Origin of the sequence: Martelella alba (assembly GCF_005217455.1) — a bacterium.
Lineage (GTDB): Bacteria > Pseudomonadota > Gammaproteobacteria > Enterobacterales > Enterobacteriaceae > Acerihabitans.
The window spans coordinates 80,358-106,219 of record NZ_SZPQ01000010.1 but is presented as its reverse complement, the minus strand read 5'-3'; the positions used below and the strand labels follow the sequence as shown (position 1 = coordinate 106,219).

23 protein-coding genes are annotated in these 25,862 nt (G+C 54.8%); 13 read left to right on the top strand and 10 right to left on the bottom strand.

Translation table 11 applies throughout. The annotated features are described in order from the left end of the window. The gene (gene mqo, locus FCN80_RS09050) at window positions 1-1,602 is read right to left on the bottom strand and encodes a malate dehydrogenase (quinone) (protein WP_136989836.1); all 1,602 of its coding nucleotides are present in this window, start codon (window positions 1,600-1,602) and stop codon (window positions 1-3) included. 628 nt (window positions 1,603-2,230) lie between these two features. Between mqo and FCN80_RS09045 the strand changes: the two genes are divergently transcribed. Both FCN80_RS09045 and FCN80_RS09040 read left to right on the top strand, forming a co-directional pair. After that, window positions 2,231-2,713, top strand: a complete 483-nt coding sequence (locus FCN80_RS09045) for a GNAT family N-acetyltransferase (RefSeq protein WP_136989835.1) — start codon at window positions 2,231-2,233, stop codon at window positions 2,711-2,713. Between the two features lie 78 nt (window positions 2,714-2,791). Further along, a complete protein-coding gene (locus FCN80_RS09040; RefSeq protein ID WP_230492576.1) occupies window positions 2,792-4,003 on the top strand; it encodes an MFS transporter in 1,212 nt (403 codons plus the stop codon). A 148-nt stretch (window positions 4,004-4,151) separates the two neighbouring features. Here FCN80_RS09040 and xseA read toward each other — a convergent pair whose 3' ends face one another. Then, on the bottom strand, window positions 4,152-5,525 hold the full coding sequence (gene xseA, locus FCN80_RS09035) for an exodeoxyribonuclease VII large subunit (RefSeq protein WP_136989833.1): 1,374 nt from the start codon (window positions 5,523-5,525) through the stop codon (window positions 4,152-4,154). A gap of 161 nt (window positions 5,526-5,686) precedes the next feature. Between xseA and guaB the strand changes: the two genes are divergently transcribed. The 3 genes from guaB to FCN80_RS09015 all read left to right on the top strand — a co-directional run bounded on the left by guaB (window position 5,687) and on the right by FCN80_RS09015 (window position 9,361). Beyond that, window positions 5,687-7,150, top strand: coding sequence for an IMP dehydrogenase (gene guaB / locus FCN80_RS09025; RefSeq protein ID WP_136989832.1), 1,464 nt, complete (start codon window positions 5,687-5,689; stop codon window positions 7,148-7,150). Window positions 7,151-7,261: 111 nt separating this feature from the next. Beyond that, window positions 7,262-8,839, top strand: coding sequence for a glutamine-hydrolyzing GMP synthase (gene guaA / locus FCN80_RS09020; protein WP_136989831.1), 1,578 nt, complete (start codon window positions 7,262-7,264; stop codon window positions 8,837-8,839). A gap of 306 nt (window positions 8,840-9,145) precedes the next feature. Beyond that, window positions 9,146-9,361, top strand: coding sequence for an Arm DNA-binding domain-containing protein (locus tag FCN80_RS09015; protein ID WP_445081505.1), 216 nt, complete (start codon window positions 9,146-9,148; stop codon window positions 9,359-9,361). On the opposite strand, the gene FCN80_RS09010 is transcribed toward FCN80_RS09015, so the two are convergent. Together FCN80_RS09010 and FCN80_RS09005 are read right to left on the bottom strand one after the other, a co-directional pair. Then, window positions 9,265-9,552 carry a hypothetical protein gene (locus tag FCN80_RS09010; RefSeq protein WP_196239154.1) on the bottom strand — a complete coding sequence of 96 codons (288 nt, stop codon included), beginning with the start codon at window positions 9,550-9,552 and terminating at the stop codon, window positions 9,265-9,267. The two genes, FCN80_RS09015 and FCN80_RS09010, sit on opposite strands and share 97 nt — an antisense overlap. Before the next feature lie 106 nt (window positions 9,553-9,658). Further along, window positions 9,659-10,009, bottom strand: coding sequence for a hypothetical protein (locus FCN80_RS09005; RefSeq protein ID WP_136989830.1), 351 nt, complete (start codon window positions 10,007-10,009; stop codon window positions 9,659-9,661). 121 nt (window positions 10,010-10,130) lie between these two features. Here FCN80_RS09005 and FCN80_RS09000 point away from each other — a divergent pair, with 121 nt between their 5' ends. Both FCN80_RS09000 and FCN80_RS08995 read left to right on the top strand, forming a co-directional pair. After that, window positions 10,131-10,388 (top strand): AbrB/MazE/SpoVT family DNA-binding domain-containing protein, encoded by a 258-nt coding sequence (locus FCN80_RS09000; RefSeq protein WP_136989829.1) that lies wholly within the window; start codon window positions 10,131-10,133, stop codon window positions 10,386-10,388. Further along, window positions 10,385-10,711 (top strand): type II toxin-antitoxin system PemK/MazF family toxin, encoded by a 327-nt coding sequence (locus FCN80_RS08995; protein ID WP_136989828.1) that lies wholly within the window; start codon window positions 10,385-10,387, stop codon window positions 10,709-10,711. The genes FCN80_RS09000 and FCN80_RS08995 overlap by 4 nt, the downstream gene beginning before the upstream one ends. A 463-nt stretch (window positions 10,712-11,174) precedes the next feature. On the opposite strand, the gene FCN80_RS26415 is transcribed toward FCN80_RS08995, so the two are convergent. Together FCN80_RS26415 and FCN80_RS08985 are read right to left on the bottom strand one after the other, a co-directional pair. Beyond that, window positions 11,175-11,465: a hypothetical protein gene (locus tag FCN80_RS26415; RefSeq protein WP_170975351.1), complete on the bottom strand. Its 291-nt coding sequence runs from the start codon at window positions 11,463-11,465 to the stop codon at window positions 11,175-11,177. A 58-nt stretch (window positions 11,466-11,523) separates the two neighbouring features. After that, window positions 11,524-12,708 carry an alpha/beta hydrolase family protein gene (locus FCN80_RS08985; protein ID WP_136989827.1) on the bottom strand — a complete coding sequence of 395 codons (1,185 nt, stop codon included), beginning with the start codon at window positions 12,706-12,708 and terminating at the stop codon, window positions 11,524-11,526. Window positions 12,709-12,782: 74 nt separating this feature from the next. Here FCN80_RS08985 and FCN80_RS08980 point away from each other — a divergent pair, with 74 nt between their 5' ends. Continuing rightward, window positions 12,783-13,331 (top strand): TetR/AcrR family transcriptional regulator, encoded by a 549-nt coding sequence (locus tag FCN80_RS08980; protein ID WP_136989826.1) that lies wholly within the window; start codon window positions 12,783-12,785, stop codon window positions 13,329-13,331. A gap of 113 nt (window positions 13,332-13,444) precedes the next feature. Here the strand turns inward: FCN80_RS08980 and FCN80_RS08975 are convergent, their stop codons facing one another. The 4 genes from FCN80_RS08975 to FCN80_RS08960 form a co-directional block, all read right to left on the bottom strand. Continuing rightward, a complete protein-coding gene (locus tag FCN80_RS08975) occupies window positions 13,445-14,365 on the bottom strand; it encodes a helix-turn-helix domain-containing protein (RefSeq protein ID WP_170975350.1) in 921 nt (306 codons plus the stop codon). Window positions 14,366-14,643: 278 nt separating this feature from the next. Then, a complete protein-coding gene (locus FCN80_RS08970) occupies window positions 14,644-15,528 on the bottom strand; it encodes a Rossmann-fold NAD(P)-binding domain-containing protein (protein ID WP_136989824.1) in 885 nt (294 codons plus the stop codon). A gap of 531 nt (window positions 15,529-16,059) precedes the next feature. Beyond that, window positions 16,060-17,160, bottom strand: a complete 1,101-nt coding sequence (gene ompC / locus FCN80_RS08965) for a porin OmpC (RefSeq protein ID WP_136989823.1) — start codon at window positions 17,158-17,160, stop codon at window positions 16,060-16,062. A 309-nt stretch (window positions 17,161-17,469) separates the two neighbouring features. Then, on the bottom strand, window positions 17,470-18,546 hold the full coding sequence (locus FCN80_RS08960) for a LacI family DNA-binding transcriptional regulator (protein ID WP_136989822.1): 1,077 nt from the start codon (window positions 18,544-18,546) through the stop codon (window positions 17,470-17,472). Between the two features lie 315 nt (window positions 18,547-18,861). Here FCN80_RS08960 and FCN80_RS08955 point away from each other — a divergent pair, with 315 nt between their 5' ends. The 5 genes from FCN80_RS08955 to FCN80_RS08935 all read left to right on the top strand — a co-directional run bounded on the left by FCN80_RS08955 (window position 18,862) and on the right by FCN80_RS08935 (window position 25,717). Beyond that, window positions 18,862-21,990: a beta-galactosidase gene (locus FCN80_RS08955; protein ID WP_136989821.1), complete on the top strand. Its 3,129-nt coding sequence runs from the start codon at window positions 18,862-18,864 to the stop codon at window positions 21,988-21,990. A 121-nt stretch (window positions 21,991-22,111) separates the two neighbouring features. Further along, a complete protein-coding gene (locus FCN80_RS08950; protein WP_136989820.1) occupies window positions 22,112-23,383 on the top strand; it encodes an oligosaccharide MFS transporter in 1,272 nt (423 codons plus the stop codon). Between the two features lie 369 nt (window positions 23,384-23,752). Further along, complete coding sequence (gene tsuA, locus FCN80_RS08945) at window positions 23,753-24,808, top strand: thiosulfate utilization transporter TsuA/YeeE (RefSeq protein ID WP_136989819.1); 1,056 nt, start codon at window positions 23,753-23,755, stop codon at window positions 24,806-24,808. Between the two features lie 21 nt (window positions 24,809-24,829). After that, window positions 24,830-25,054, top strand: coding sequence for a thiosulfate utilization sulfurtransferase TsuB/YeeD (tsuB, locus tag FCN80_RS08940; protein WP_136989818.1), 225 nt, complete (start codon window positions 24,830-24,832; stop codon window positions 25,052-25,054). Window positions 25,055-25,153: 99 nt separating this feature from the next. After that, window positions 25,154-25,717 (top strand): DNA-3-methyladenine glycosylase I, encoded by a 564-nt coding sequence (locus FCN80_RS08935; protein WP_136989817.1) that lies wholly within the window; start codon window positions 25,154-25,156, stop codon window positions 25,715-25,717. Window positions 25,718-25,862 lie beyond the last annotated feature (145 nt).

Here is a 25,862-nt window from a genome sequence, read left to right as displayed (position 1 = left end):
CTAAATGGCTTCGGGTAACGGGTTCCAACCCGAAGCCGCCGAAGTGGCCGCTGGCGGCTTCAAATTCAGCCATCGACTGGTATAGGCGTGGATTTCCAGCGCCAGTTCGGGGTTGTCATTCAGCGTTTGGCCATGGGAGGGGATGATGTCACGCAGTTTACCAACCCAGTCGGCCGACGCCGACCGCGCCGGAAACATCCGCGTCAGCAACTGCAACATGATGGGCGCGGCGGTGGACGCCCCCGGCGATGCGCCGAGCAATGCCGACAAGCTACCGTCAGCGGCGCTGACCAGCTCGGTGCCGAACTGCAATACCCCGCCTTTGACCGGATCCTTTTTGATGATTTGCACCCGCTGTCCGGCATCGATCATCCGCCAGTCCGCCAGATCCGCTTCCGGGTAGTAGGCTTGCAACGCCGACAGCCGTTTTTTATCCGACATCAACGCCTGGCCAATCAGATAGGTGAGCAGATTCAGGTTATCCCAGCCGACGTGAATCATCGGCAGCAGATTATGACGATTCAGCGAGTAAAACAGATCCCGCCAGGAGCCCTGCTTGAGAAATTTGCTGCTGAATGTGGCGAAAGGACCAAACAACAGCGATGGCTGCCCGTCGAGTAGCCGGGCATCAATATGTGGTACCGACATTGGCGGCGCGCCCACAGGCGCTTTACCATAGACTTTGGCCCGATGGCCGTTGACGATCCCGGGCTTGGTCGTCACCAGAAACTTGCCGCCCACGGGGAAGCCGGCGTAGCCGCGGGCTTCCGGAATACCGGATTTTTGCAACAGCGTCAGCGCCGCGCCGCCGGCGCCGATAAAGACATGCCGGGCGCGCGCCGAGGTGAGCCGGCCGGTATGGCAATCCCTGACACGCACTGTCCAGCTCTGGTCTTCATTGCGCGCCAGGTCGGTTACCTCATGGTGGTTATGCTGGCGGAATCCTTCCCGTTGCGCCAGCGACGCCAACATCTGCCGGGTCAGTTCGCCGAAATTGACGTCGGTGCCGGCATTCACGCGGGTGGCGGCCATTTTCTGGAATGGTTTGCGTCCCGCCATCACCCTAGGCGCCCATTTTTTGATAAGGAGACTGTCTTCGGTATATTCCATATCCCTGAACAATGGACTGCGCCGTAAAGCGGTAACGCGTTTACGCAGAAAGTCCACATCTTCCTCACCCCAAACAAAACTCATATGCGGGACATTGGTAATGAACGTTTCCGGCGCCGCCACGTGGTGGTTCTTCACCAGGTAAGCCCAGAATTGCCGGGAGATCTCGAAAGATTCGTTGACGGCGACCGCCTTGGCAATGTCAATGTCGCCATCCGGTCCCTGCGGTGTGTAATTCAGCTCGCAATAAGCGGCATGGCCCGTACCGGCATTATTCCAGCCATTTGAGCTTTCCTGCGCAATGTCGTCCAGACGTTCATATAAATTAACGGTCCAGCCGGGTTCGAGTTCCTTGATAAATGTTCCCAGCGTGGCGCTCATGATACCTCCGCCGATCAAGACCACATCGACGGTGGCGTTTTGCGCGGTCTCGGATTGTTGGGCAGACGCCAACAGACTCATGCCGAGGCCAGCGACGAAATGCTGATTCATGCGCAGTGTCTCTATATTTGAAAGTGTGTATACCGCAGGGCGCTATTATTAATGATTGCTTTTAGCCCAATACAGTCTGCAATTCCTGCCCGATTCTATTAGCCGCAAGGCGCAATGTAAACCAAAAAGTGATGTTATCGGCTGGTTAACATAAAAAACGCTTATGACATATAACCATATGATTTATATCGTCATATTTGTCAAATATTGTAAATATTAACATGAAATCTACATTTTGATTTTTAGTTTTTATTATGATAAAAACGCTTTTTCAGGTTTATTCTGCGTTAGAACACTGTTTGAACCAACGGATCGTCTTCTATGAGCAAATTAATAGCAGCTCGTCATTTCTACTATTTCCCCGCTGATCAGAAGTTGTTTTCATGGCTTTTTCGTTGGTATTATTTTTGCTTCTATGCTCTAAATACGTCGAGTTGCATCGCGGCGGCAAGTGAGCGACAAATTCGTCAGGAACGAATTCGAACCGCCAACGGCGGGCCTTCGGCGTGAGACAGGATGTCTCTCATCGCCTCCAAGAGCATAGCCGGCTCTCTGACTGGGGTGAGCGAACGCCGCCAACACAGAGGCAGCTCGACGTATTTGGCGTATAGACATAAGGTCCTTTGTGATGATTGAAATCAGGCAGTTTAACCCCGCGGATCAAAACGGGGTAATTGATGTGATCCTACCTATTCAGCAACGTGAGTTCGGTATTGCCATTACCGCTGAGGATCAACCCGACCTGCGCGACATTCCCGGCTTTTATCAAAACGGTAAGGGCGGGTTCTGGGTGGCGTTATATCAAAATACCGTGGTGGGCACTCTTGGTCTGAAAGATATAGGCGACGATCAGGGGGCATTGCGTAAAATGTTCGTTAGCGCGGCTTATCGCGGTAGCCAGTATCAAGTAGCGGCCCAACTGCTTGACGCATTGCTGCTTCACGCAAGCCGGCGGCGCATCCGCGGCATTTTCCTGGGTACGACGGATAAATTTCTGGCGGCGCACCGGTTTTACCGCAAACACGGTTTCGCCGAGTTGCCGAAAACCGCCTTGCCTGCCGGATTTCCCATCATGGCGGTGGATTCCCTTTTCTTCAGTAAATCGCTATAACCGTTTCCCGTTATTATCCGCGCCGGCTTTGGCCGGCTAAGCGTTTTTTCCCAGCCCTTGGCGATGCAAGGAACAACCATGGCAATGAATATCCCGGCGGAAACGGCTGACGGCAGCCGATACTGGCGGCGCAATCTGTTTGTTTGTGTTTTCGGTTCGTTTACCACCATTATCGCCATGACATTACTGTTGCCGTTTCTGCCGTTATACGTGGAACAACTGGGCGCAACGGGACATGCCGCCATCAGTGAATGGTCGGGCGTGGCTTATGGCGCCACCTTTTTCAGCGCCGCCCTGACCGCGCCATTATGGGGACGGCTTGGCGACCGCTACGGCCGTAAGCTCATGATGATCCGGGCCAGCCTCGGCATGGCCATCGCCATGACCCTGATCGGCATGGCGCACAGCGTCTGGCAACTGGTGGCGTTGCGGCTGCTGGCCGGGTTGCTTGGGGGATACGCCTCCGGATCCATGATCCTGGTGGCAACCCAAACCCCCAAGGCCAAGACCGGCTGGGCGCTCGGCGTCATGTCGTCGGGCATCATGGCCGGCAATTTCGTCGGACCGTTGATTGGCGGCACGCTACCGCCGCTTATCGGCATCCGTATGACCTTCATCGCCGCCGGCTCGGCTATCTTTATCGCATTTCTCGGTACAACGTTCTTATTGAAAGAGGAACCCGGCGCGGCGAAAAAACGATCGAGCCAGCCGCCGGTTCCCGGCGAGGCCGCGTTCAACAAACCGGTGGTGGCCATGTTGATCACCGGCGCACTGCTGCTTATCGCCAATATGTCGGTGGAACCGATCATCACGCTGTATGTCGCCCAACTGGTCACGCCCGAGCGGGTGACGCTGGTGGCCGGCCTGGCCATGTCGGCGGCCGCGCTGGGCAGTATTCTTTCAGCGTCCTGGCTGGGCAGGTTGGCGGATCTCATTGGGCACTGGACTGTGATCATCGCGTGCCTGCTGGCTGCGGCGGTACTGCTTATCCCGCAGGCTTTCGTGACGCAGGGCTGGCAATTGGTGGTGCTGCGCTTTTTCATGGGACTGGCCCTGGGCGGTCTGCTGCCTTGCATCGCCAGCGTGATTCGGCACAATGTGCCGGACAGTATCGCCGGTAAAATGCTGGGGTATTCCACTTCGGCCCAGTATGTGGGGCAAGTGGCGGGACCAGTGCTGGGTGGCGCGGTGGGCGGCCATTTGGGGATGCGGCCGGTCTTTCTCGGCACCTGTTTGTTGTTGTTTATCGGCGCGGCCTATAATCTGGCCGTGCGTGCCAGAATACGTTAACGCCGCGGGGTTACGGGGAAAAGCACACCGTGGCGTCGTCCCCGTCGGCGGGTACGTCCCGACGCGCGGCGTGGACGCAACGTTAATGGCGGCGTTAATGACAGGCCGCCTTAACGGCGCGAGGCCAGAGCGTTGATAACGGGCGCGATTACCGGCGGCGGGGTGCCGATAAAGCCGGTTCCGATACGCTACGCACCACCCGGCTATCCACCCGTCCATCGACCAGACGGGTGCTCAGCGTATCTCCGGGGCCGACCTGGCCGATGCTTTTGATCAGCGTGCCTTCTTTATCCGTCGTGACGCTAAAACCGCGCGCCAGGGTTTTCAGCGGGCTTACCGCCTCCAGTTGCGAACACAGCATGCCAAAACGCTGTTGATGGCGGTGCAAAAGCCGCGCGATGCCCTGATCGAGACGATAGCGCAGCGCCTGCGCCTGCTGTTGCCTGCGACCGATGCGCGGCAAGGGCGATTGCTGCGTCAATTGGAGCTTAAGATGCTCATACCGCCGCTGGGCCAGACGCAGCTGCCGCTGAATACCGTCGTCCAACCGTCGGCGCAGCCGAAGCAACGCGGTCAACTGCCGCGCCAGCCGCAATTGGGGGTGCTGTTGTTGCAGACGGTGCTGAATCCGCGCCAGCGTTTGCTGCCGCTGGGCGAGATAGTAATCCATCGCCATTTCCAGCCGTTGCTGTTGCGCCTGCAACTGGCGCGCCAACTCCAACTGATTGCGGCTGACCAGCTCGGCCGCGGCCGACGGCGTAGGCGCTCGCAGATCGGCGACGAAATCGGCGATGGTGACGTCCACTTCATGACCGACCGCGCTGACCACCGGTATTGCGCTGGCATGAATGGCCCGCGCCACACGTTCATCGTTGAAACACCACAAATCTTCCAGCGAACCGCCGCCGCGACCGACAATCAGCACATCGCATTCCTGGCGCGCGTTGGCGAGGGCAAGGGCCCGAACAATGGCCGGCGGCGCATCCTGCCCCTGCACCAGGGCGGGATAAATGATCACCGGCAGCGAGGGGTCGCGACGTTGCAATACCGTGAGGATATCGTGCAGCGCCGCACCGCTGGCGGAGGTGATCACGCCGACCTTGCGGGCGGGGCTCGGCAGCGGCCGTTTATGGTCCTGGTCGAACAGACCCTCCGCCGCCAGGCGCTGCTTGAGTTGTTCAAACTGTTGTTGCAACAGACCGGCGCCGGCTTGCTGCATACTCTCGGCAATCAACTGGTAATCCCCGCGCGGCTCATACAGCGTTAACGACGCGTGCACCAGCACCTGCTGACCGTTGCGCGGCGCGAAGGCCACCCGCCGGTTGCTATTGCGAAACATCGCGCATCGCACCTGGGCGCGATCGTCTTTGAGCGTGAAATACCAATGGCCGGAGGCTGGCTGCGAAAAATTGGAGATCTCGCCGGTCAGCCAAAGGCGGCCCATTTCGTTTTCCAACAGCTCACGCACCTGTTGGTTGAGGCGGGAAACGGTGAAAATCAGGGGGGCGGCGGCATCAGACATGTGAGCGGGATCAACTTCATTAAGCGGGACTTAATCGATTGATATTACTTATTGCGCACCGGTTGGCAAGTGTTTTTTCAAAAAAGTGCTGGAGGCAACCGTTTACGTTCTGTATAATGCCACGGCAATATTTTATACATTCACCCTGGTGAGATATTGCTATGCTACGTATCGCAAAAGAAGCCCTGACTTTCGACGATCTCCTGCTGCTGCCCGCCCACTCCACGGTATTGCCCAATACGGCCGACCTGACAACACAATTGACCAAGACCATCCGTCTCAATATTCCGTTGCTGTCCGCCGCCATGGATACGGTAACCGAAGCGCCCCTGGCCATCGCGCTGGCCCAGGAGGGCGGCATCGGGTTTATTCACAAAAACATGTCCATCGAGCGCCAGGCCGAGGAAGTCAGCCGGGTGAAAAAGCATGAAAGCGGCGTGGTGACCAATCCGAAAACCGTCACGCCCGATACGCTGCTTTCCGAAGTGAAGGAAATGACGGCTCGCAACGGTTTCGCCGGCTATCCGGTCGTCACCGGCGATAATGAGCTGGTGGGTATCATTACCGGCCGCGATGTGCGGTTCGTGACCGACCTCTCCCAACCGGTTACCGCCGTAATGACGCCTAAAGAGCGCCTGGTCACGGTCAAGGAAGGCGAGGCCCGCGAGGTGGTGCTGCAGAAGATGCATGAAAAACGCGTGGAAAAAGCGTTGGTGGTGGACAATCATTTTCATCTGTTGGGTATGATTACCGTAAAGGATTTCCAAAAAGCGGAACGTAAGCCCAACGCCTGCAAAGATCAGCATGGCCGGTTGCGGGTCGGCGCGGCGGTGGGCGCCGGCGCCGGTAATGAAGAACGCATCGACGCCCTGGTGGCGGCCGGTATCGACGTGCTGCTTATTGATTCGTCCCATGGCCATTCCGAAGGCGTTTTGCAACGGATCCGCGAAACCCGCGCCAAATACCCCGATCTCCAGATCATCGGCGGCAACGTGGCCACCGGCGCCGGCGCCGTTGCGCTGGTGGAAGCCGGCGTCAGTGCCGTCAAGGTCGGCATCGGTCCTGGATCCATTTGCACCACCCGTATCGTTACCGGTGTGGGCGTACCGCAGATCACCGCCATTTCCGATGCGGTGGAAGCCCTGGAAGGCACCGGGATCCCGGTTATCGCCGATGGCGGCATCCGTTTCTCCGGCGACATCGCCAAAGCTATCGCCGCCGGCGCCTCTTGCGTTATGGTGGGGTCGCTTCTGGCCGGTACCGAGGAATCCCCCGGCGAAATCGAACTTTTCCAGGGACGTTCTTTTAAATCCTATCGCGGCATGGGATCGCTTGGCGCCATGTCCAAAGGATCGTCCGATCGCTACTTCCAGACGGACAACGCCGCCGACAAGCTGGTGCCTGAGGGCATCGAAGGCCGGGTGGCCTATAAGGGCCGTCTGAAGGAAATTGTTCACCAGCAAATGGGCGGATTGCGCTCCTGTATGGGCTTGACCGGCTGCGCCACCATTGACGAACTGCGCACCAAGGCGGAATTTGTGCGCATCAGCGGCGCCGGCATCCAGGAAAGCCATGTGCATGACGTAGCCATCACCAAGGAATCGCCAAATTACCGCATGGGCTGATCGATTGTCCGTGCTTTGCCGGCGCGGCAAAACAGCCTCGCCGGAAATGAGATGCCCGGTTCGTGCCGGGCTGTCTGTTTTTTAGCCAGCCGTTTGGGGAATACGCCCGCTATGACCGACAATATTCATCAACACCGCATTCTGATTCTGGACTTCGGATCGCAGTACACCCAGCTTATCGCCCGCCGGGTGCGCGAGCTGGGGGTATATTGCGAACTCTGGGCCTGGGATGTGACGGAGTCGCAGATCCGCGCCTTCGCCCCCAGCGGCATCATCCTCTCCGGCGGTCCGGAAAGTACGACCGAACATAACAGTCCGGTGGCGCCGGATTATGTGTTTCAGGCCGGCGTGCCGGTGCTGGGGGTTTGTTATGGCATGCAGACCATGGCCATGCAGCTCGGCGGCAAGGTGGAAGGTTCTCATCAGCGCGAATTCGGCTACGCGCAGGTGGAAGTCGTGCATGACAGCGCGCTGATTCGGGATATCCGGGATGCCCTCAGCGCCGATAACAATCCACTGCTGGATGTGTGGATGAGCCATGGCGATAAGGTTACCGGTATTCCGGCCGGGTTTGTGACCGTCGCCAGTACCGACACTTGCCCCTTCGCCATTATGGCCAATGATGAGAAACGTTTTTACGGCGTGCAATTTCATCCCGAGGTTACCCATACCCGCCAGGGACAGCGTATTCTGGAACGTTTCGTGCGGGACATTTGCCAATGCGAGGCGTTGTGGACGCCGGCCCGGATCATTGACGACGCGGTGGAGCGCCTGCGCAAAAAGGTCGGGGATGATCAGGTGATACTCGGCCTGTCCGGCGGAGTGGATTCGTCGGTCACCGCCATGCTGTTGCACCGCGCCATTGGTTCCCGTCTAACCTGCGTATTCGTGGATAACGGCCTGTTGCGGCTTAATGAGGCCGACCAGGTGCTGGAGATGTTCGGTGAGAAATATGGACTGAATATCGTGCATGTACCGGCCGAATCCCGTTTTTTGAGCGCCTTGGCCGGCATTAGCGACCCGGAGGCCAAGCGTAAGACCATTGGTCGGGTGTTTGTCGAGGTATTTGATGAAGAGGCGTCAAGGCAACGGGATGTGAAGTGGCTGGCCCAGGGCACCATTTACCCCGACGTGATTGAATCCGCGGCTTCCGCAACCGGCAAGGCTCATGTGATCAAGTCGCATCATAATGTCGGCGGTTTGCCCAAAGAGATGAAGCTCGGCCTGGTGGAACCCTTAAAAGAACTGTTTAAGGACGAGGTGCGCAAAATCGGCCTGGAGCTGGGCCTGCCTTACGATATGCTTTACCGTCATCCCTTTCCCGGCCCCGGCCTGGGCGTGCGCGTGCTGGGCGAGGTGAAGAAGGAGTACTGCGATCTGTTGCGTCGCGCCGATGCCATCTTTATCGAGGAACTGCGCAAGGCCGAGCTGTACCATAAGGTCAGCCAGGCGTTCGCTGTGTTTCTGCCCGTGCGTTCGGTGGGCGTGATGGGCGACGGCCGTAAATACGACTGGGTGGTTTCGTTACGGGCGGTGGAAACCATCGATTTTATGACCGCCCACTGGGCGCACTTGCCCTATGATTTCCTAGGCCGGGTATCCAACCGCATTATCAACGAGATCAATGGAATATCCAGAGTGGTTTACGATATTTCCGGAAAGCCGCCGGCAACGATTGAGTGGGAATGATCCCGCGTCTGGCATAGGGTGGCATCACCCAGCATGAAAGTGCTCATAAGCCCGCAGAAATGCGGGTTTTTTTGCATTTTTGTCCAGCATTGTCGGGCACCAAAGAGTATCGCCAAGCAGGAATTTTTTATGGCATAGTGCATGGCACTGATTGAGTCTGATGCCATGATTTCGGTTGATACCATGCGGGCCGCCAAGAGCTATTCATGGTATTGAAAATTGGTAAACATATGAATAAAAAGAATTTTATCCGGATATTCTTGTGGTTTCCGGTCATGGTATCGCCAAGTGGAGTGCCACGAACCGATGCTGACCGATACCAAACTGCGCAACTTGAAGCCCACGGATAAACTCTACAAGGTGAACGACCGGGATGGGTTGTACGTCGCGGTCACGCCTGCGGGCAGCATCTCGTTCCGATACAACTATGCGATCCATGGCAGGCAGGAGACGCTGACCTTTGGGCGATACGGCGTTGGCGGCAGGAAGCTGACCTTGCGGTTCTTCTCCGGCGACAAGTAGTCGAGCATAACCTTGATGGCTATTTGAATTTCAGGCGTCTCAGCGTCTGGCCGAGTTAGCAATTCGGCCAACCATTTTTGTCCCTCGTTCTGCCCCGGTGGATTGCTCATGTTCCACAGCATCATGTCCAGTACGTCAGCGAGTTCGCCTGCGGGCAGTTTCGTGAGCGTGTTCTCGTCATCGCTGTTCATTTGGTGCCTCCCTTCTTTCGCGAAGCCCCATAGAGAGCCGCTTGATGCACCAATATAGCGGCGTCTGTCGCGGTGTGACTGTCCTCGCCTATCGATAGGCGACGTTTCATACCCTTCGAAGGTCAGCCCTCATTGCCTGAATAAGCGAGCTAAACGCCTTATTCCTGGCTTCCCTTGGCCCCTCGTTCGTATCCACGAGTTCTTGTACATGTTTCGCAACATCAGGATCACCAAAAATCTCGCACTTGGTTTGCCAAAGAGCAAAATGCTTGGAGTTCTCTTCGGATGGGGTAACAGCCGCCGCGTGCAAAGCTCCAAGGAGGCCAAAATATGCCTCCTTTTTTTCTTGATATAGGCGGTCAGTTTTCGCTGATCTTCGTGACATTAACTGAGTCAGTGCTGATGAAAGGATTGACCCCACTCCCAAGCCGCCCAATAGCGGTAACAGCCATTCCATAATTATCGCTCCATCTTTTTCTGCATCAGAATCGAAGTGGTTGGGATTGCACAATCCAAAAGTGGCCTTGAAGAGAAGGGTGGCACTGTGTTATATTTTAGTATAACTAAAGGAGGTGCCTATGCACACCACAAATCTGCGCAAGGTCGGCGGTTCCATCATGCTCGCCGTTCCTCCGGCGCTGCTCGACGTTCTGCACCTGTCGGCCGGGGCCAAGGTCGGTCTTGCCGTCGATAACGGTCGCCTCGTTGTCGAGCCGACGGCGCGGCCGCGATACACGATGGCCGAGCTTCTGGCAGCATCGGACTATACGCAGCCTCAGCTGCCCGAAGAGCGCGAATGGGTTGATACCCCTGCGGTGGGCCGCGAACTTCTATGAAGCGCGGCGAGGTCTACATGGTCGATCTGGAGCCAACGCATGGCCGTGAACAGCGTGGACACCGACCGGTCGTCGTCATCTCGCCGGATGAGTTCAATCAAGCGACTTGCCTGCCGGTGGTTTTGCCGATTACGAATGGCGGCGATTTCGCGCGACGCCTTGGCTTTGCTGTGCCTCTGGTCGGGGGCAAGACAACCGGCGTTGTACGCTGCGATCAGCCCCGCGTGCTCGATCTCAACGCCCGCAATGGGCGCAAGGTGGAAAGCCTGTCTGTGGCGATCATGGATGAGGTCTTAGCCAAGGTTGCCACGATCTTTGAATGAAGCTGCGGGATTTCACCCACCGCCTCAAAGGCGGATATTCTCGCCAAGACAAGGATTTCAACCTGAAAAATCATAGACTTGATGATCGGTGGGTGAAACCACGAATCTCCGTGCCGGGTGGGTGAAGCCACGAACTTCTGGTTCGAGTTTTCAGTAACCGGCACTGCTACTTCACTGGTGTAAAATAAGGAGAAATTTGTGCATCCGGTATTGCAAAAAACTTTTGGCGGGTTGTCGCGACAGTATTTCATACGGCAGTTCTTATTCGGTCTCATATGGCCTGCAATCGCGATCACCGTTCATAGTCAAGCGCAAACACCTTGGCATGCTGGTCTTGTTCTCGCACTGATAATAAACACTTTGCTGTATCCATACTCTCGATTCGTATATGAAAGCGTTGTTGGTTATATCGTTGGAAATAACGTCTTTTTTCTCGGTAATCCCCCCGAAAAACGACGGTTTACTATCCCGGCGAAATGGAAGTCAAAACCCGAAATGACAATCTCAGCCAGGGCATTCCCGTCGATGAGGGCGTTTGGGCTGAGGTTGTCGCCTTGGCCGAAGGGACGGCAAAATGATTACGGGCAATATCCGATGGCTTGGCGTGGGCAGGCTTAACTAACCGGTCGCTAAAACCTGTTGAGAAGCCGATAACGCCATCGCTGTTGCCTTCCAGCGGAAACGCCAGATGCCGGGCAAGCTGTGCGGCGCGCGCCCTATCGCCGGGCAGCGGCTCGGGAAAGCGCTTATGCAAAAGGGCTTCGACTTCTCGCTTATGGGCGCGCACGGTCTGGTGGCGGTGTTTTAGGGTTTCATGACGGTCTCGGTGTCAACACGCCACCCAGCCAGGCATGAACCTCCTGGGCTAAACGGAGGGGATTATTCCCCTGGCAATGCGCATCGGCTCCGGTTTCCGGCCCCAGAACGATCAGACGCTTTTGCGGTGAGCCGATCGCTTCATGCCAGGCGCGGGTCTGTTGTTGCCAGACTTCACCTTCCTGAGCGCCAAGCACGGACAAAAACGGCATTCTCACCCTAGCGGGATCAGCACTCACGCCCGCCCATTTTTGGCCAAGATGTTGAAAGTCCTTTACGCCGGCTTTCCATATGAGGGTTTCCCTATTTTTTTCGGCCGCCTTGGATACGTCGAAATGCGTTTTGCCGGCGGCGATGAACAACGTTGAAGGCTGCGATAAGACCGGCGTGGCGATAACCGCGCTTAATCGGGGTTCTTCGGCCGCCGCCCGGGCCGCGAAATAACCGCCCAGGCTCATGCCCAGTAAAGCCAAGCGGGAAGTGTCCACGCCAAAGCGCGCGATAAGCAAATCGATGACGGCGCCTATGGGCTTTTCCGTTTCCGGCTCCCAAGACAACCCATCAACCGGCGTCGCGCCTTGTCCGGGCAAATCAACCAAGACCACGTTATATCCCCTGGCGAAATAATATCGTCCTTGCGAGAGGAAACGATCTTCGTGACAGGTATCGGCGCCGCCAATCACAATAAGGGTCGGCGCATCAGGTTCAACCGCGCGGAAGAAATGGCCGGGAAGGGCGGTATCGCCATACGGTACGGCAAAGCGCTCCACGGACAACGCCAGCTCTTCCATCGCCTGATCGAAAAGTCCCTGGCCCTTTTTGCAAAGCGCGATGAACCGTTCTCCCGGCGAGACGAATTGCCAGGCGAGCCGGTAGCAGGTGAAAGCGCGCAGGCGCGTCTCGCCGGCGGACACTATTTCACCCTGCGCCCGCCAATGCTCGGCCTGGTTTACAAGGTATTCGCCTTGCGCTTCGAAGGCCCGGGTCCACGAGGCCGCATCGCCATCTTCGATTTTTGCGGCGATGGCAAATGCCTCTCCCGCCGAAATACCGCCCGCGGGCGCCCATCCAAGGGCGCCCAGAAAGAACAAATCCATGTTCGGATCGGCGAAACGATAACGCTGGCTTAGTCGCTGGGTGGAGTAATCTTCCCCACCGGGGCGGGCATTTCTCGTTGACATAAAGCTCCCCTGTTGTGACAAGCGAAGTAAAATCGGTTATGCTTTAAAGCAAATATAATGACTTTAAGAGTGACATGTCAATTTCCCGTCCTGGCGGTCGCAGCGCCGCCGTGAAAAAAAGGGCCTTTGAAGCGGCGCGGACGCTTGCGCTCCAGCATGGGCTTCATCATGTCACCCTGCCGGAAATCGCCAGGGTGTCAGGTATCGCGCCGACCAGCCTGTATCGAAGATGGGGCGATGTCGGGGCGTTGTTGATGGAGATGGCGGTGGATCGTCTCAACGACACATCGCCTTTGCCGGACGAAGGGTCCATCGCGTTGGATCTGGGTCACTGGGCCCGGCGTATTGTCGTCGGTTTAAACGCTGATGCGGCCGTCAACTTCTTTCATGTCTTGCTCGCCACAACGGGAATGGCGTCCGGCAAGCGCAAGGACGCGCTGGCGCCAAGGTTGGCGCAACTGCAGATATTGCTTGAACGCGCCGAGGCGCGCGGCGAAGCCGTCCCGGAGGTCGCAGATGTGATAGACCACTTACTGGCGCCATTGTATATGCGGTCGGTGTTAGGTATGCCTCTTAGCGAAAGCGATGCTGAACGGCTTGTCGGACGGCTTCTCAAGACCTGAGTCAGGTCGGCGAAATAAACATGCCGCAAGCGCGGCCCCAACAGTCCACGCGCCTGGGCTGGCCACGGTTAACGATAACGACGGCGATACCCTGAGGGTCTTGATACAGTGCCTCAGGGCAGTCTTGCTGGGCATGATGATTTCCCGGCCTTTCCAATAGGGTCATTAAAAGGACAGATGTTTTGATGAATAGGGATCATATATTCCACTACAAAAAAATCAAGCCCGGCCATATAATGCGAAACAATTTGAATATCAAACCCGGCTCTTTTTATGTAAGCATACTCAGGTAATTTAGCTGTATAAACAAACTTACTCGCTAAGTGGATGTCGCTTTTATACATGATAAATTTAAAGACGGCATATTTACCGTAAGTTTCTTCTTTTGAGTAGGAAAAATTTTTCCGAATATCTGAATGATATTCAGATATGGCGATTTTTTTTACCATGCGAAGACGGAAATTGCCCTTGTTATCATTAAGAAACGTACTGACATCTACCAGAAAGAATTGCGTTTCGCCATTATTGTTGTTGAGAGTTTGTTTGAAGTTTTTTACCCTGGAAAGAATATATCTGCCATTTGCGTCGGTCATGGCGATTTCCGTCTTGGAATCAAACTGAGAATAGGTAATGGTATAAAACCCCTTACTGCAGGAAATAAATATCACCTTTTGTTCGCTGATGATAGGCGCCAGCTGTTTACTGAAGTCAATGCAAGGCTCTTTCCTGAATTGTGTTGGTGATAAATTGAATACCGTTTTGAACAGTCGGCAAAAATTTTGTACTGAGCTGAAGTTATAATTCAAAGCGATATTGGTAATGGAACGACGGCTTATTTTTATTTCACTGGCGGCCAAGGTTAATCTTCTTCTTCTGATGTATTCGGCTACAGTGATGCCAGTCGATCTTTTAAACATTCTTTGAAAATGCCAAATTGTATATCCTGAGCGTTTTTCAAGATCTTTCAATCGGATATTCTTATCAAGGTTATCCTCGATCCAAACAACCATGTCCTTAATTACTTGATTCATCATAAACTCCCACATAGAGAGCCAACGCACTGAACTGGCGAAAATGGCACATTTGGCGAGAATAAATCAAATGAGTTATTTTCACCGTACCGGGAAAATAATTCACTATGCGTAAGCATAAACTATCAGCGCGTCCTTGCATTTAACCCGGTTTTAGCACAATATGCTCATTATGCTTCACGCCACCCTAATATTAGGCCATCCTCGGCGTCCCATTCAGTGTGCCGTCTATGCGCCTGAACATTGTGGGGTATCCCGTCACAGCGGGCATATAGGGTCGGCTACTCTAATAAAGGTGGCATATCATCGGATAATGGCGTATAGCCCTCTGTTCCTCCGCAAGATGCATAGAATAAATCGTTGTCCGCAGAACGGGTTTTGACGATGTAAGGGAACGTCTTCTCCCTAAAATCGCACAGGGGATGTTCGTGACCCGTTGAATTTATCGAGCGGCTTTCTTCCTCGGTGCGATAAAGAGATTTACTGGGAAGTACACCCTCGCTCAAATTACTGACGTGATATTCACAAAACGTTTCTTTTTTTATGAGGGAATAATGGGTATTTTTTACCCCATCCCCAAGAAGCAATGAGACAATAGCCAACGCACATTCTTCCCGTAAATGAGATATTGACTTTCCTGTCGGTAATACAAAATGGTATCCCCACCCCGACGGTGAAGGAAACATATCGTTGGAACCGAGGGTGCCGAGATTATTACTCATAATATTAAAAACCACTCCGGCCTTGTGGCATACATCTCTTATATAAATTTCAATCTCAAGATAAGAATGGTGAACAGGTTGATAATTTAATTTATGAAAATTATAGTGTAATGGACTGGCATAAAGAATATATTCTATTCCTGCATATATTGCAGCATCGATAATTATTTTATATTGGCTATCGAGATGCCAGTTGTCAAATATCTCTGATGAGATAAAAAGACGATCGGTTTTACCGAAACAATGGAACAGTTGTTCAAAATCATGATAATCCGCAAGCCGGACATTCAGCCCTGCTTTAGTCCAGCGCACGATGTTTTCATTGGTAAAGGGATAAGATGAAGGATAGGCAAGAATGAGATTCTGCGGATTCACCTGGGTTAACATTATCTCGGCCACTCGTGCACCTAACAGACTATGGCATCCGGTAATTAAATAATTCATAAGGTTCTCCACCAAAAATATGAATGCCGAAAACTTGTCCGAAATGATGCTCTCATGTTGCTAAGAGTAAGTTATCATCATCCTACTACATGTCGCTTCTTTATTGGCCGCGCTCGCTGACCCCGGTCACATCGTTAGCTCTGCTCCTGGGAAGGCATGAGAAGCAATCTGTTTCTCGCCCGGGGCTCGCCGTTGGCTGTTTGTATGCGTTCCCGACGAATTTGTCGCTCTTGCCGTCGCGATGCCACCCGAAATATCGAGAATAAAGTGCATGATATCCCAATGAAAACCGTGAGTTATTATTAATAATAAGATGACGTTGGGCCGGCCGCGCATCTTTATTTATTGAATGAAGTCATTATCTGTTCAGCACGGGCTATGGAAGCGAGTCCATCACCCGTGCATGCTACCCTAAAGTTACTATTCGGTTAAACAGGCGCGGTTACGCGCTCAGTTGGCTAATCTACTACTCTGCTTTTGCCAGCCAAGATTCTCATTATACCTGGGGTAAACCATCAAGATATTTCTCGATCAGAACTGATATACTAAACCAAGGGCAACGATGTCGTCAGTATTGATACCGGCTTGATCGGTAAAAGTGTTACTATCCAGTAAATTAATTTTATAATCTACATACGCTGACATGTTTTTGTTGAAGTAGTAGGTTGCGCCCACATCAACATATTTAAGCAGGTCCTGATCACCATATCCCTCAATATCTTTTCCTCGTGATTGCAGATAAGCCACGGATGGCCTTAAACCAAAGTCGAACTGATATTGAGCGACGACTTCAACATTTTGTGCTTTGTTGGCGAATCCGTACAGTGTTGAATCGGAGCTACCGAAACGCGTGGCATTGTAGGTTTGAGAATATTCCGCGGCTAAATAGATATTATGGGCATCATACTTTATACCGCCGGTATAGGCCTCGGCGTTATCCCCTTTCCCGAGAACATCAGAGGCGTTTTGGTCCGACGTCCTTTTGGCATGCATCATGGCGGAGCCGATGCTCAAGCCATCGCCCAGATCATAACTTAAGGATAGTCCGAAACCGTCCCCATTTTGCTTCAATACACTGCGGCTGTTATTGCTTTCACCACTTCCGCCGTTCTTTCCTTGATATTCCACGGCAAAATTAAGACCTTCTACAAGACCGAAGAAATCATTGTTGCGATAAGTGGCGACGCCATTGGTGCGCTTGAACATAAAGTTATCGGAGCCGTAAGTATCGCCACCGAATTCCGGCAACATATCTGTCCAAGAGTAAATGTCATACATGATGCCATAATTACGGCCATAATCGAAGGAGCCATAATCACCAAATTTCAATCCGGCAAAAGCAAGTCGGGTCCATGCCTGATTGCTGCTGCCTTCGGTATTGTTTGCCTGTACGTTATATTCCCATCGACCATACCCAGTGAGTTGATCATTGATCTGCGTGAGCCCTTTCAACCCAAAACGAATATAACTTTGATCGCCATCCTGACTCTTGTCATCGAAAAAATAATGCAGACCATCGACTTTGCCATATAAATCCAGTTTATTTCCATCTTTATTATACACTTCGGCGCTATGGGCTGTCCCAGCAATCAATATTGCCGGCACCATAATGGCCACATATCCTAGTTTCATATTGTTACCCTCTTCTCCAGAGAACTTATTATTAATTTATGTTTGGCACCACTGCCTGATTATTGAGTGCTGGATCACAACCTAACACTGATTAGAGAGGGTATGTTTTCAAACCGTGCGATGAAAAATGCCAATTAACCTACCATGGGGGTCTTATATCACGCCGTCGCTTTATGGGTTATGTTCGCTCACGCCAAGCATAGAGTCGGTGGGGCGCCTGGGGAGGAATGAAAGGCATCCTGTCTCTTAGAGGGAAATTGTTGTTGTCGGTTCACTTTTTGTCGTTAAAGAAAGCGAACCGCTGCCCAATTACCCCCGCAACCGTGTCGCGATACGCGACAATTCTTCCGCCAGCCCCGCCAGACTGATATCGCCGGGCTTCGACAAGAGCGCGGTGGAACGCCGCGCTATTAATCGGGTGGGCAACATTACCGATGCCATGGGGTCGCCGGAACGTAGCGTGCCGATGATGCTGTCAACCGCCTGTTGCCCCAACACAGTGAAATCCTGCGACACGGTGCTAAGGGGCGGCAGGTAAAAAGCGCTGTCGCGGGTATCATCATAACCGATCACCGACATCTGATCCGGCACGCCGATACCCAACTGCGCCGAGGCGCTCAGTACGCCCAGCGCCATCTGATCGTTGCCCACCAGCAGTGCGGTCGCGGCCTCGGACGCGCGCAGCATATTCAACGCGCAGCGGTAGCCGCTTTCCGGGCTCCAGTCCCCCTGGGCGCTGCAAACCGGCGTGAGGCCGTGCGCCGCCAGTGTCGTAAGCCAGCTTTGCCGCCGCAACCGGGCGGAAATCGAACTGTCCGGACCGCTGAGCAACCCGAAACGGCGATGGCCGAGAGACAGCAGATACTCGACGCTGGCGCGCGTGCCGTCATTGGGGTCGAACATGACATGGGGCACCCGCGCCTGAGGCGGCACATCAAGAAACAAACAGGGGATATCGTCATTAAAGCGGCTAACCGCTTCCGCCCGCTCGCCCTCCAGCGGCAGGTTGATGATAATGCCGTCGACCCGCTGCCCTTTGAGCTCATTGAGCGCCGCCTGCAAGGCATCCTCTTCCGCTTCGTCCGGCATGGCGATCAGCACATTGTAGCCGCATGCGCGGGCGGACTGGCGCACCGCCGAGGCAATTTGCGACGGCGCATGCCAACTGAGCGACGCCGTCACCAAACCTAGCGTATAAGTCGGTTTGCCCGCTAATTGTTGCGCCAGACGGTTAGGCACGTAATTAAGCTCCCGCATGGCTTGTTCGACACGGGACCGCGTGGCGTCGGCCACGCGGGACGATTGATTCAGCACCCGGGATACGGTTTGGTAAGAAACGCCGGCATGGCGCGCCACATCTTCCAACGTCGCGTTTTTAGGCTTCACCCGCTACTCCTGTTGGGCAGGTCTTTCTCAAAGGCTGATCATTGGCCGGTTTGAACATTTAGTCAACCCTTGCCGCGGTAGGGTGGGTCATGAGGGGATTGTTGATGTTGGTTATACGCTCACATTTCACTTTTTTGCAATTAAGATCACATTTATGGTCTATATACCGATAAAAATACGATATATATCACATTTTAAATATCAATAGGCTTGATAAGTTCTGCCTTACAGCGCATTAGTAAATCTTGAGTGTGAACGAATAACATTTTCGCGAAAAGTGATTCGCCTTAGCAAAGTCTTATCCCGGGGGAAACCATGTCTGAGTTTATTGCCGATAGCGCCTCGTCCAGTTTGGCCACGGTGCTTTCCCGGCGCGATTGGGAAGACCCGGCGGTTAACCAGCGCCGCCGCTTGCCCGCCCACGTCCCACTGCACAGCTGGCCGGATGAAGCCAGCGCAAAACTCGGCGCGCCATCTCCCGCCGTGATGTCCCTGGACGGGCTATGGCGTTTTGCCTATTTCCCGCGTCCGGAGGCGGTGCCTGAACATTGGCTGGGCCGGGATCTTGACGATGGCTGTGAACTCGCCGTGCCTTCTTGCTGGCAGATGGCCGGGTTTGATGCGCCCATTTACACCAATGTGAAATATCCCTTTACGCCGAATCCCCCGTTCGTGCCCGCTGAAAACCCGACCGGCTGCTATTCGCGCAATTTTCATTTACCCCAGAACTGGCGGGAAGACGGCGGCTTGACCCGCATCATCTTCAAGGGGGTCAATTCCGCGTTCCATCTCTGGCTCAATGGCCAATGGATTGGCTATTCACAGGATAGCCGGCTACCGGCCGAGTTCGACCTGTCGCCGCATTTGCGTCAGGGCGCCAATCGGTTATGCGTGCTGGTATTACGCTGGAGCGACGGCAGTTACCTGGAAGATCAGGATATGTGGCGTATGAGCGGCATTTTCCGTTCGGTCTCGCTATTACACAAGCCGGCCATCAGTCTGGCGCAGATCGAACTGACCCCTCGCCTGGATGCCCTTTATCGCGATGCGGTTTTGACCGTCGAAGCGGCCCTGGCGCCCAGCGGCGGTGATTATCGCGATTTTCAGTTGCAAGTTACCCTATGGCGGGATGATGAGCGGGCGGCCGAACAGTGCCAGCCGTTCGGCAGCGCCATTATTGATGAGCGCGGCGCCTACGCCGACCGCGTGCGCATGGCCCTGCCGGTGAGCGCGCCGTTGCAATGGAGCGCCGAGTCGCCCCATCTGTATCGCGCGGTCATCGCGTTGCGCCGGCCTGACGGCGTATTGGTGGAAGCGGAGGCCTACGATGTGGGTTTTCGCGACGTGGCCGTCCGTCACGGACAATTACAGGTTAATGGCAAGGCGGTGCTGATTCGCGGCGTCAATCGGCACGAGCATCATCCCGAGCACGGACAGGTCATGGATGAGGCCAGCTTGTTGCAGGACATCCGTTTGATGAAGCAACACAATTTCAATGCCGTGCGCTGCTCCCATTATCCCAACCACCCACGCTGGTACGAACTGTGCGACCGTTACGGACTGTATGTGGTGGATGAGGCCAATATCGAGACCCATGGCATGGAACCGATGAGCCGACTGGCGGACGATCCGGTTTGGTTCAACGCCTTTAGCGAGCGGGTAACGCGGATGGTGCAGTGCAACCGCAATCATCCGTCGATCATCATCTGGTCGCTGGGCAACGAATCCGGCCATGGCGCCACGCATGATGCATTGTACCGCTGGGTTAAAAGCCGCGATCCCGGCCGGCCGGTGCAATATGAAGGTGGCGGCGCCAACACGGCGGCGACCGATATTCTTTGTCCGATGTACGCCAGGGTGGACAGTGATCTGGCTATTCCCGCCGTCCCCAAATGGGGTTTGAAAAAATGGATAGGGCTGCCGGATGAGCAGCGGCCGCTTATCCTGTGCGAATACGCCCATGCCATGGGCAACAGCCTGGGCGGCTTCGCCGAGTATTGGCGGGCGTTTCGCGCGACCCCCCGCTTGCAAGGCGGATTTATCTGGGACTGGGCCGATCAGGCGTTGGTCAAGCACGATGCGCGGGGCGATGCTTACTGGGCCTATGGCGGCGATTTCGGCGATACTCCCAATGACCGCCAGTTTTGCCTAAACGGTCTGGTGTTTCCCGACCGCACACCGCATCCGGGAATAGAAGAAGTCAAACATCAGCAGCAATTCTTCCAGTTTCAATTGCTCAGTTCGCGCCCACTGCGATTGTCGGTGACCAGTGAATACCTGTTTCGCGCCAGTGATAACGAAGTACTCGACTGGTCGCTGGAATTCAATGGCGAACCCCTGGCGTCGGGCAGTTTGCCGTTGACGCTGCAACCACAGCAAACCGCGGACTATCTTTTGCTGGCGGATCCGCCCCGGCCGCAGGGCGATGGGGTGCTGTATTTGCTGGTGTCGGTCAGCCAGCCGCGGGCGACATCTTGGTCGCCGGCCGGCCATCGCAGCGCCTGGCAGCAATGGCCGCTGCCGCGCGGACTGGCGCTGCCGCCCTCCGTACCGTCTCAAAGCGGCGCGACGGCCAAACTGCATGAAAATGCCGACGAATATGTTATCTGCCATGGCGCGCAACGCTGGATAGTTGATAAACGGCATGGTCGTCTCAGCCAATGGTTCCAGGATGAACATCCGCTCTTGCTTTCGCCCTTGGAGGATTGTTTTATCCGCGCTCCGCTGGATAACGATATCGGCGTCAGCGAAGTGGATCGCATCGATCCTAATGCCTGGGTGGAGCGCTGGCGCGCCGCTGGGCTGTTCGAACTGGAAACCCGGTGTCTGGCGTTGGAAGCGGAACAGTTATCCGATCGGGTCATGGTACGTAGCCGGCAGGGTTTTTTTGTCGCCGGAAACCTGCAACTGCTCAGCGAATGGCTACTGACCTTCACCGCCGACGGCGCGATGGAGACCCGCGTGCAGGTGAAACGTTCCGGCTTATTGCCGCCCTTACCCAGGGTCGGCCTGGTGTGCCGGCTCGATTTGCCGCATACCCAGACTGTTGACTGGCTGGGCCGCGGTCCCCATGAAAATTATCCCGACCGGCTCACCTCGGCCTGCGTGTCCCGCTGGCATCTGCCGGCCGATCAAATGCATACGCCCTACATTTTCCCGAGCGAGAACGGGTTGCGCTGCGATACCCGGCGCTTGGCCCTTGGCGGACTGACGCTTGCGGGACAATTCCATTTTTCAGTCAGCGCCTATGGCGACGCGCAACTGGCCCAGGCGCGCCACTGGCATGAGATGCGCCCCGAACCGGGGCTGTGGCTGCATGCCGATGGTTTTCATATGGGCGTCGGCGGCGACGACTCCTGGAGTCCCAGCGTGCACCCGCAATTCCTCCTTGACCAGGAGACATTTCAGTACCAGTTAACCTGGCGCGCTGGTCTGACGGATTAGCCGGGGCGCAGCCAGACACAGGCCTATCCGCCGTCCGGCGCAGCGTCGGGCGGCGACAACACCAACGCCGGCCGCGCGCCGTCGCGGGTTTCCCAACACGTCGAACAGGGTGGTTATCGCAATGAAACTGACAGAATTGACGCCCAGAGAACGCCATAATTTTATCTATTTCATGCTGTTTTTCTTTTTTTATTATTTCATCATGTCCGCCTATTTCCCGTTTTTCCCCATCTGGCTGGCTGATGTTAATCATCTGACCAAAACGGAAACCGGCATTGTTTTTTCCGCCGTGTCGTTTTTCGCCATCGTTTTCCAGCCGCTGTTCGGTCTGATATCCGATAAGCTCGGGCTGCGCAAGCACTTGCTATGGTGTATTACCGTGCTGCTGATTTTGTTCGCGCCGTTTTTCATTTTTGTGTTATCGCCGTTATTGCAAATGAACATTGTCGCGGGCGCGCTGGCGGGCGGGCTTTATCTCGGGTTTGTGTTCTCCAGTGGTTCCGGAGCGGTGGAAGCCTACATAGAACGTGTCAGCCGGGCTAATCGTTTCGAATACGGCCGAGTAAGGGTGTCCGGCTGTGTCGGCTGGGCCATATGCGCTTCGCTGACCGGTATCCTGTTTGGCGTCGATCCGGATATTACCTTCTGGATCGCCTCGGGTTTCGCGGTTGTGCTGGCGGCTTTACTGTTGTTATCCCGGCCCGGGGGCAGCATGAGCGCGGATGTCATGGAAAGCATTGGCGCCGACCGGCCGGCCTTCTCCTTACGCCTGGCGCTGGAATTGCTGTCCATGCCCAAGTTCTGGGCCTTTATAGTTTATGTGGTGGGCGTGGCCAGCATCTATGACGTGTTCGACCAGCAGTTCGCCAATTTCTTTAAAGGCTTCTTTTCCAGCCCGCAGCGTGGCACCGAAATCTTCGGTTTCGTTACCACCGGGGGTGAATTGCTCAATGGTTTTATCATGTTTTTCACACCGGCCATCATCAACCGTATCGGTGCAAAAAAAGCGTTGCTGGTGGCCGGCGCCATTATGTCGGCGCGCATTCTCGGCTCGTCGTTTGCCACGACCGGTTGGGAAGTGATCGTACTTAAATGTCTGCATATGTTTGAACTGCCTTTCCTGTTGGTTGGGGCGTTCAAATACATTTCATCGGTATTCGATCCCCGCTTGTCCGCCACGTTGTTTCTTATAGGCTTTAATCTTTCAAAGCAACTTTCCGGCGTTGTTCTGTCGGCCTGGGCGGGACGAATGTACGATAGTGTGGGTTTTCATCAGGCCTATATGGTATTGGGCGCCATTACGCTTTGTTTTACTATTATTTCCATTTTCGCGTTAGACGGTTCGGCGCACAAATACATAAAGAAAGAACTGCCGGAAGAAATTTCACTCTAAATTTTTATACGCTGAATAATTCGAGATTCCAGCCGCCAATAACGTGGCCATGTGAACAAGAAGTAGGGTGAATAGGCTTTAAATAAGTCAGGTTGCATCGTGGCGGCAAGCGAGCGACAAATTCGTCGGGAACGAATGTAAACCGTCCATGGCGGGCCTTGGGCGAGAGACGGAATGTCTCTCATCAGCCCCAGGGGCGTGTGGCCTATGCTGTGATTGGGGTAAGCGAAGGCGGTCAGGAAAGAAACAACGTGAAGTATGACGGGTATAATGACGTTTTTCTATAACCTATAGCGTTTCGTTATTTGTCGTGCGGACGTGCTGGTGGATAATTGTTTTCCCGTTTGATTCAAGAATTCACAAATCACTATGCTGCAAATGATTTTCACAGGGCTGTTTTGCGGCGCCTTGCTGGGTTTTGTCATGCAACGCGGAAGGTTCTGTTTGACCGGCGGTTTCCGCGATATGTATATCGCCAAAAACAACCGTATCTTTTATGCTTTATTGATTGCGATTTCCATTCAAAGCGTTGGGGTTTATGCCCTTATCGCCGCCGGACGGCTGCACTATGACGCGGGAACATTCCCCTGGCTGGGCGCAACACTCGGCGGTTATGTTTTCGGGATCGGTATTGTCATGGCCGGCGGTTGCGCCACCGGCACCTGGTATCGCGCCGGCGAAGGCCTTATCGGCAGTTGGATTGCGCTGTTTGCCTATATGCTGGCCAGCGCCGTGATGCGTTCGGAACAATTGGCGGGCTTTAACCGGCAAATAAAATCCTTGAGCACGGCGCATAATTCCATCGCCGAAACCTTTGGCCAGTCGCCGTGGCTGTTTATCGCGCTACTGGTGTCGGTAACGCTATGGCTGGCGCGCAAAGAACTGAAAAGGCCCCGGCTGAACATCGCTTCCTTGCCGCCGAACAAGTCCGGCCTGGCCCACCTGTTGTTTGAAAAACGCTGGCATCCGTTCGCGACGGCGATTTTCATTGGGGTTGTCGCCATGCTCGCCTGGCCGCTCAGCGCGGCGACCGGCCGCAACTTCGGGCTGGGCATCACGACGCCCAGCGCCAATATCCTGCAATACCTGGTGGTCGGTAACGATAAGTATCTCAATTGGGGCGTTTTTCTGGTGTTGGGGATTTTACTCGGGTCGTTTATTGCGGCGAAAGGCAGCCGGGAATTCCGTTTCCGGTCCGCGGATGCCGCCACGTCGATACGCAGCTTTATGGGGGGGATCTTTATGGGATTCGGGGCCAGCATTGCCGGCGGTTGCTCTATCGGCAACGGTTTGGTGATGACCGCCATGCTCACCTGGCAAGGCTGGATAGGCTTGGCGTTTATGATACTGGGCGTATGGTCGGCCTCATGGTATCTGTACGTTCGCCCCAATGGGCCGGCGCGCCTGCGAACCGCGTCCGTTTAATTTTTGCATTTTGGAGTCCTCATGCTTAAAAAACTCGATGTCATAAGCCAGGTATGCCCTTTCCCGCTGATTGAAGCCAAGACGGCGATGGCGGCATTGCACGCCGGCGATGAACTGGTGATCGATTTCGACTGTACCCAGGCGACCGAGGCCATTCCCCAATGGGCGGCCGAAGAGGGGCATACCGTGTCCGATTATCGCCAGGTGGGCGATGCCCAGTGGCGCATTACCGTAAAGAAGGGATAAGGTTTTCTAAGCGATACGCCGTGGATAATGTCTTTTCCCGGCTATGTTTTTTGCTACAATCCGACCACTTCTCTCCTTTCGCCGGCCGGGAGGTCGCGCATGACGGATAATCACTCCCGCTGTACCTGGGCCAATGCCAATGCCCTGATGCAGCTTTACCATGACACGGAATGGGGCGTACCGGTGCGCGATCCGCGCCGGTTATGGGAGACGCTGATGCTTGAGGGCTTTCAGGCCGGGCTCTCCTGGGACATCATTCTGCGCAAGCGGGATGCGTTTCGCCAGGCTTTTTCCGGGTTTGAGCCAAAGGCGGTGGCGGCATATGTTCAGGAGGATATTGAACGCCTGATGGCCAATCCGGGGATTGTTCGCGCGCGGGCGAAAATCGAAGCGACTATCCGCGGCGCGCAGATTTATAACGATATGCAGGCGGGCGGAGAAGACTTCGCCGATTTCTGTTGGTCGTTTACTGAAGGCCTCCCCTTGCGCGGCACGGGACATGACACCGAGACGGCGCTGTCCGCCCGGATCTCGCGGGAATTGAAGCGGCGTGGCTTCAAGTTTGTCGGGCCGACCATCGTGTATGCCTGGATGCAGGCGGTCGGCATCGTCAACGATCATGCGCCTGATTGTTTCTGTTACCGGCCGGACGCCCAATCGTAAAAACAAATCCACCGACAGGCGGCGTCATCACTATCCGTTTCTAATCGATGCCGAAAACACCGGATTGCGCCGCCAAAACAGGGGCAATCCAGGGTATCGGGTACGATGTTCCCCCATGGTCTGCCGTGCCATCTTGCGTGCGCCT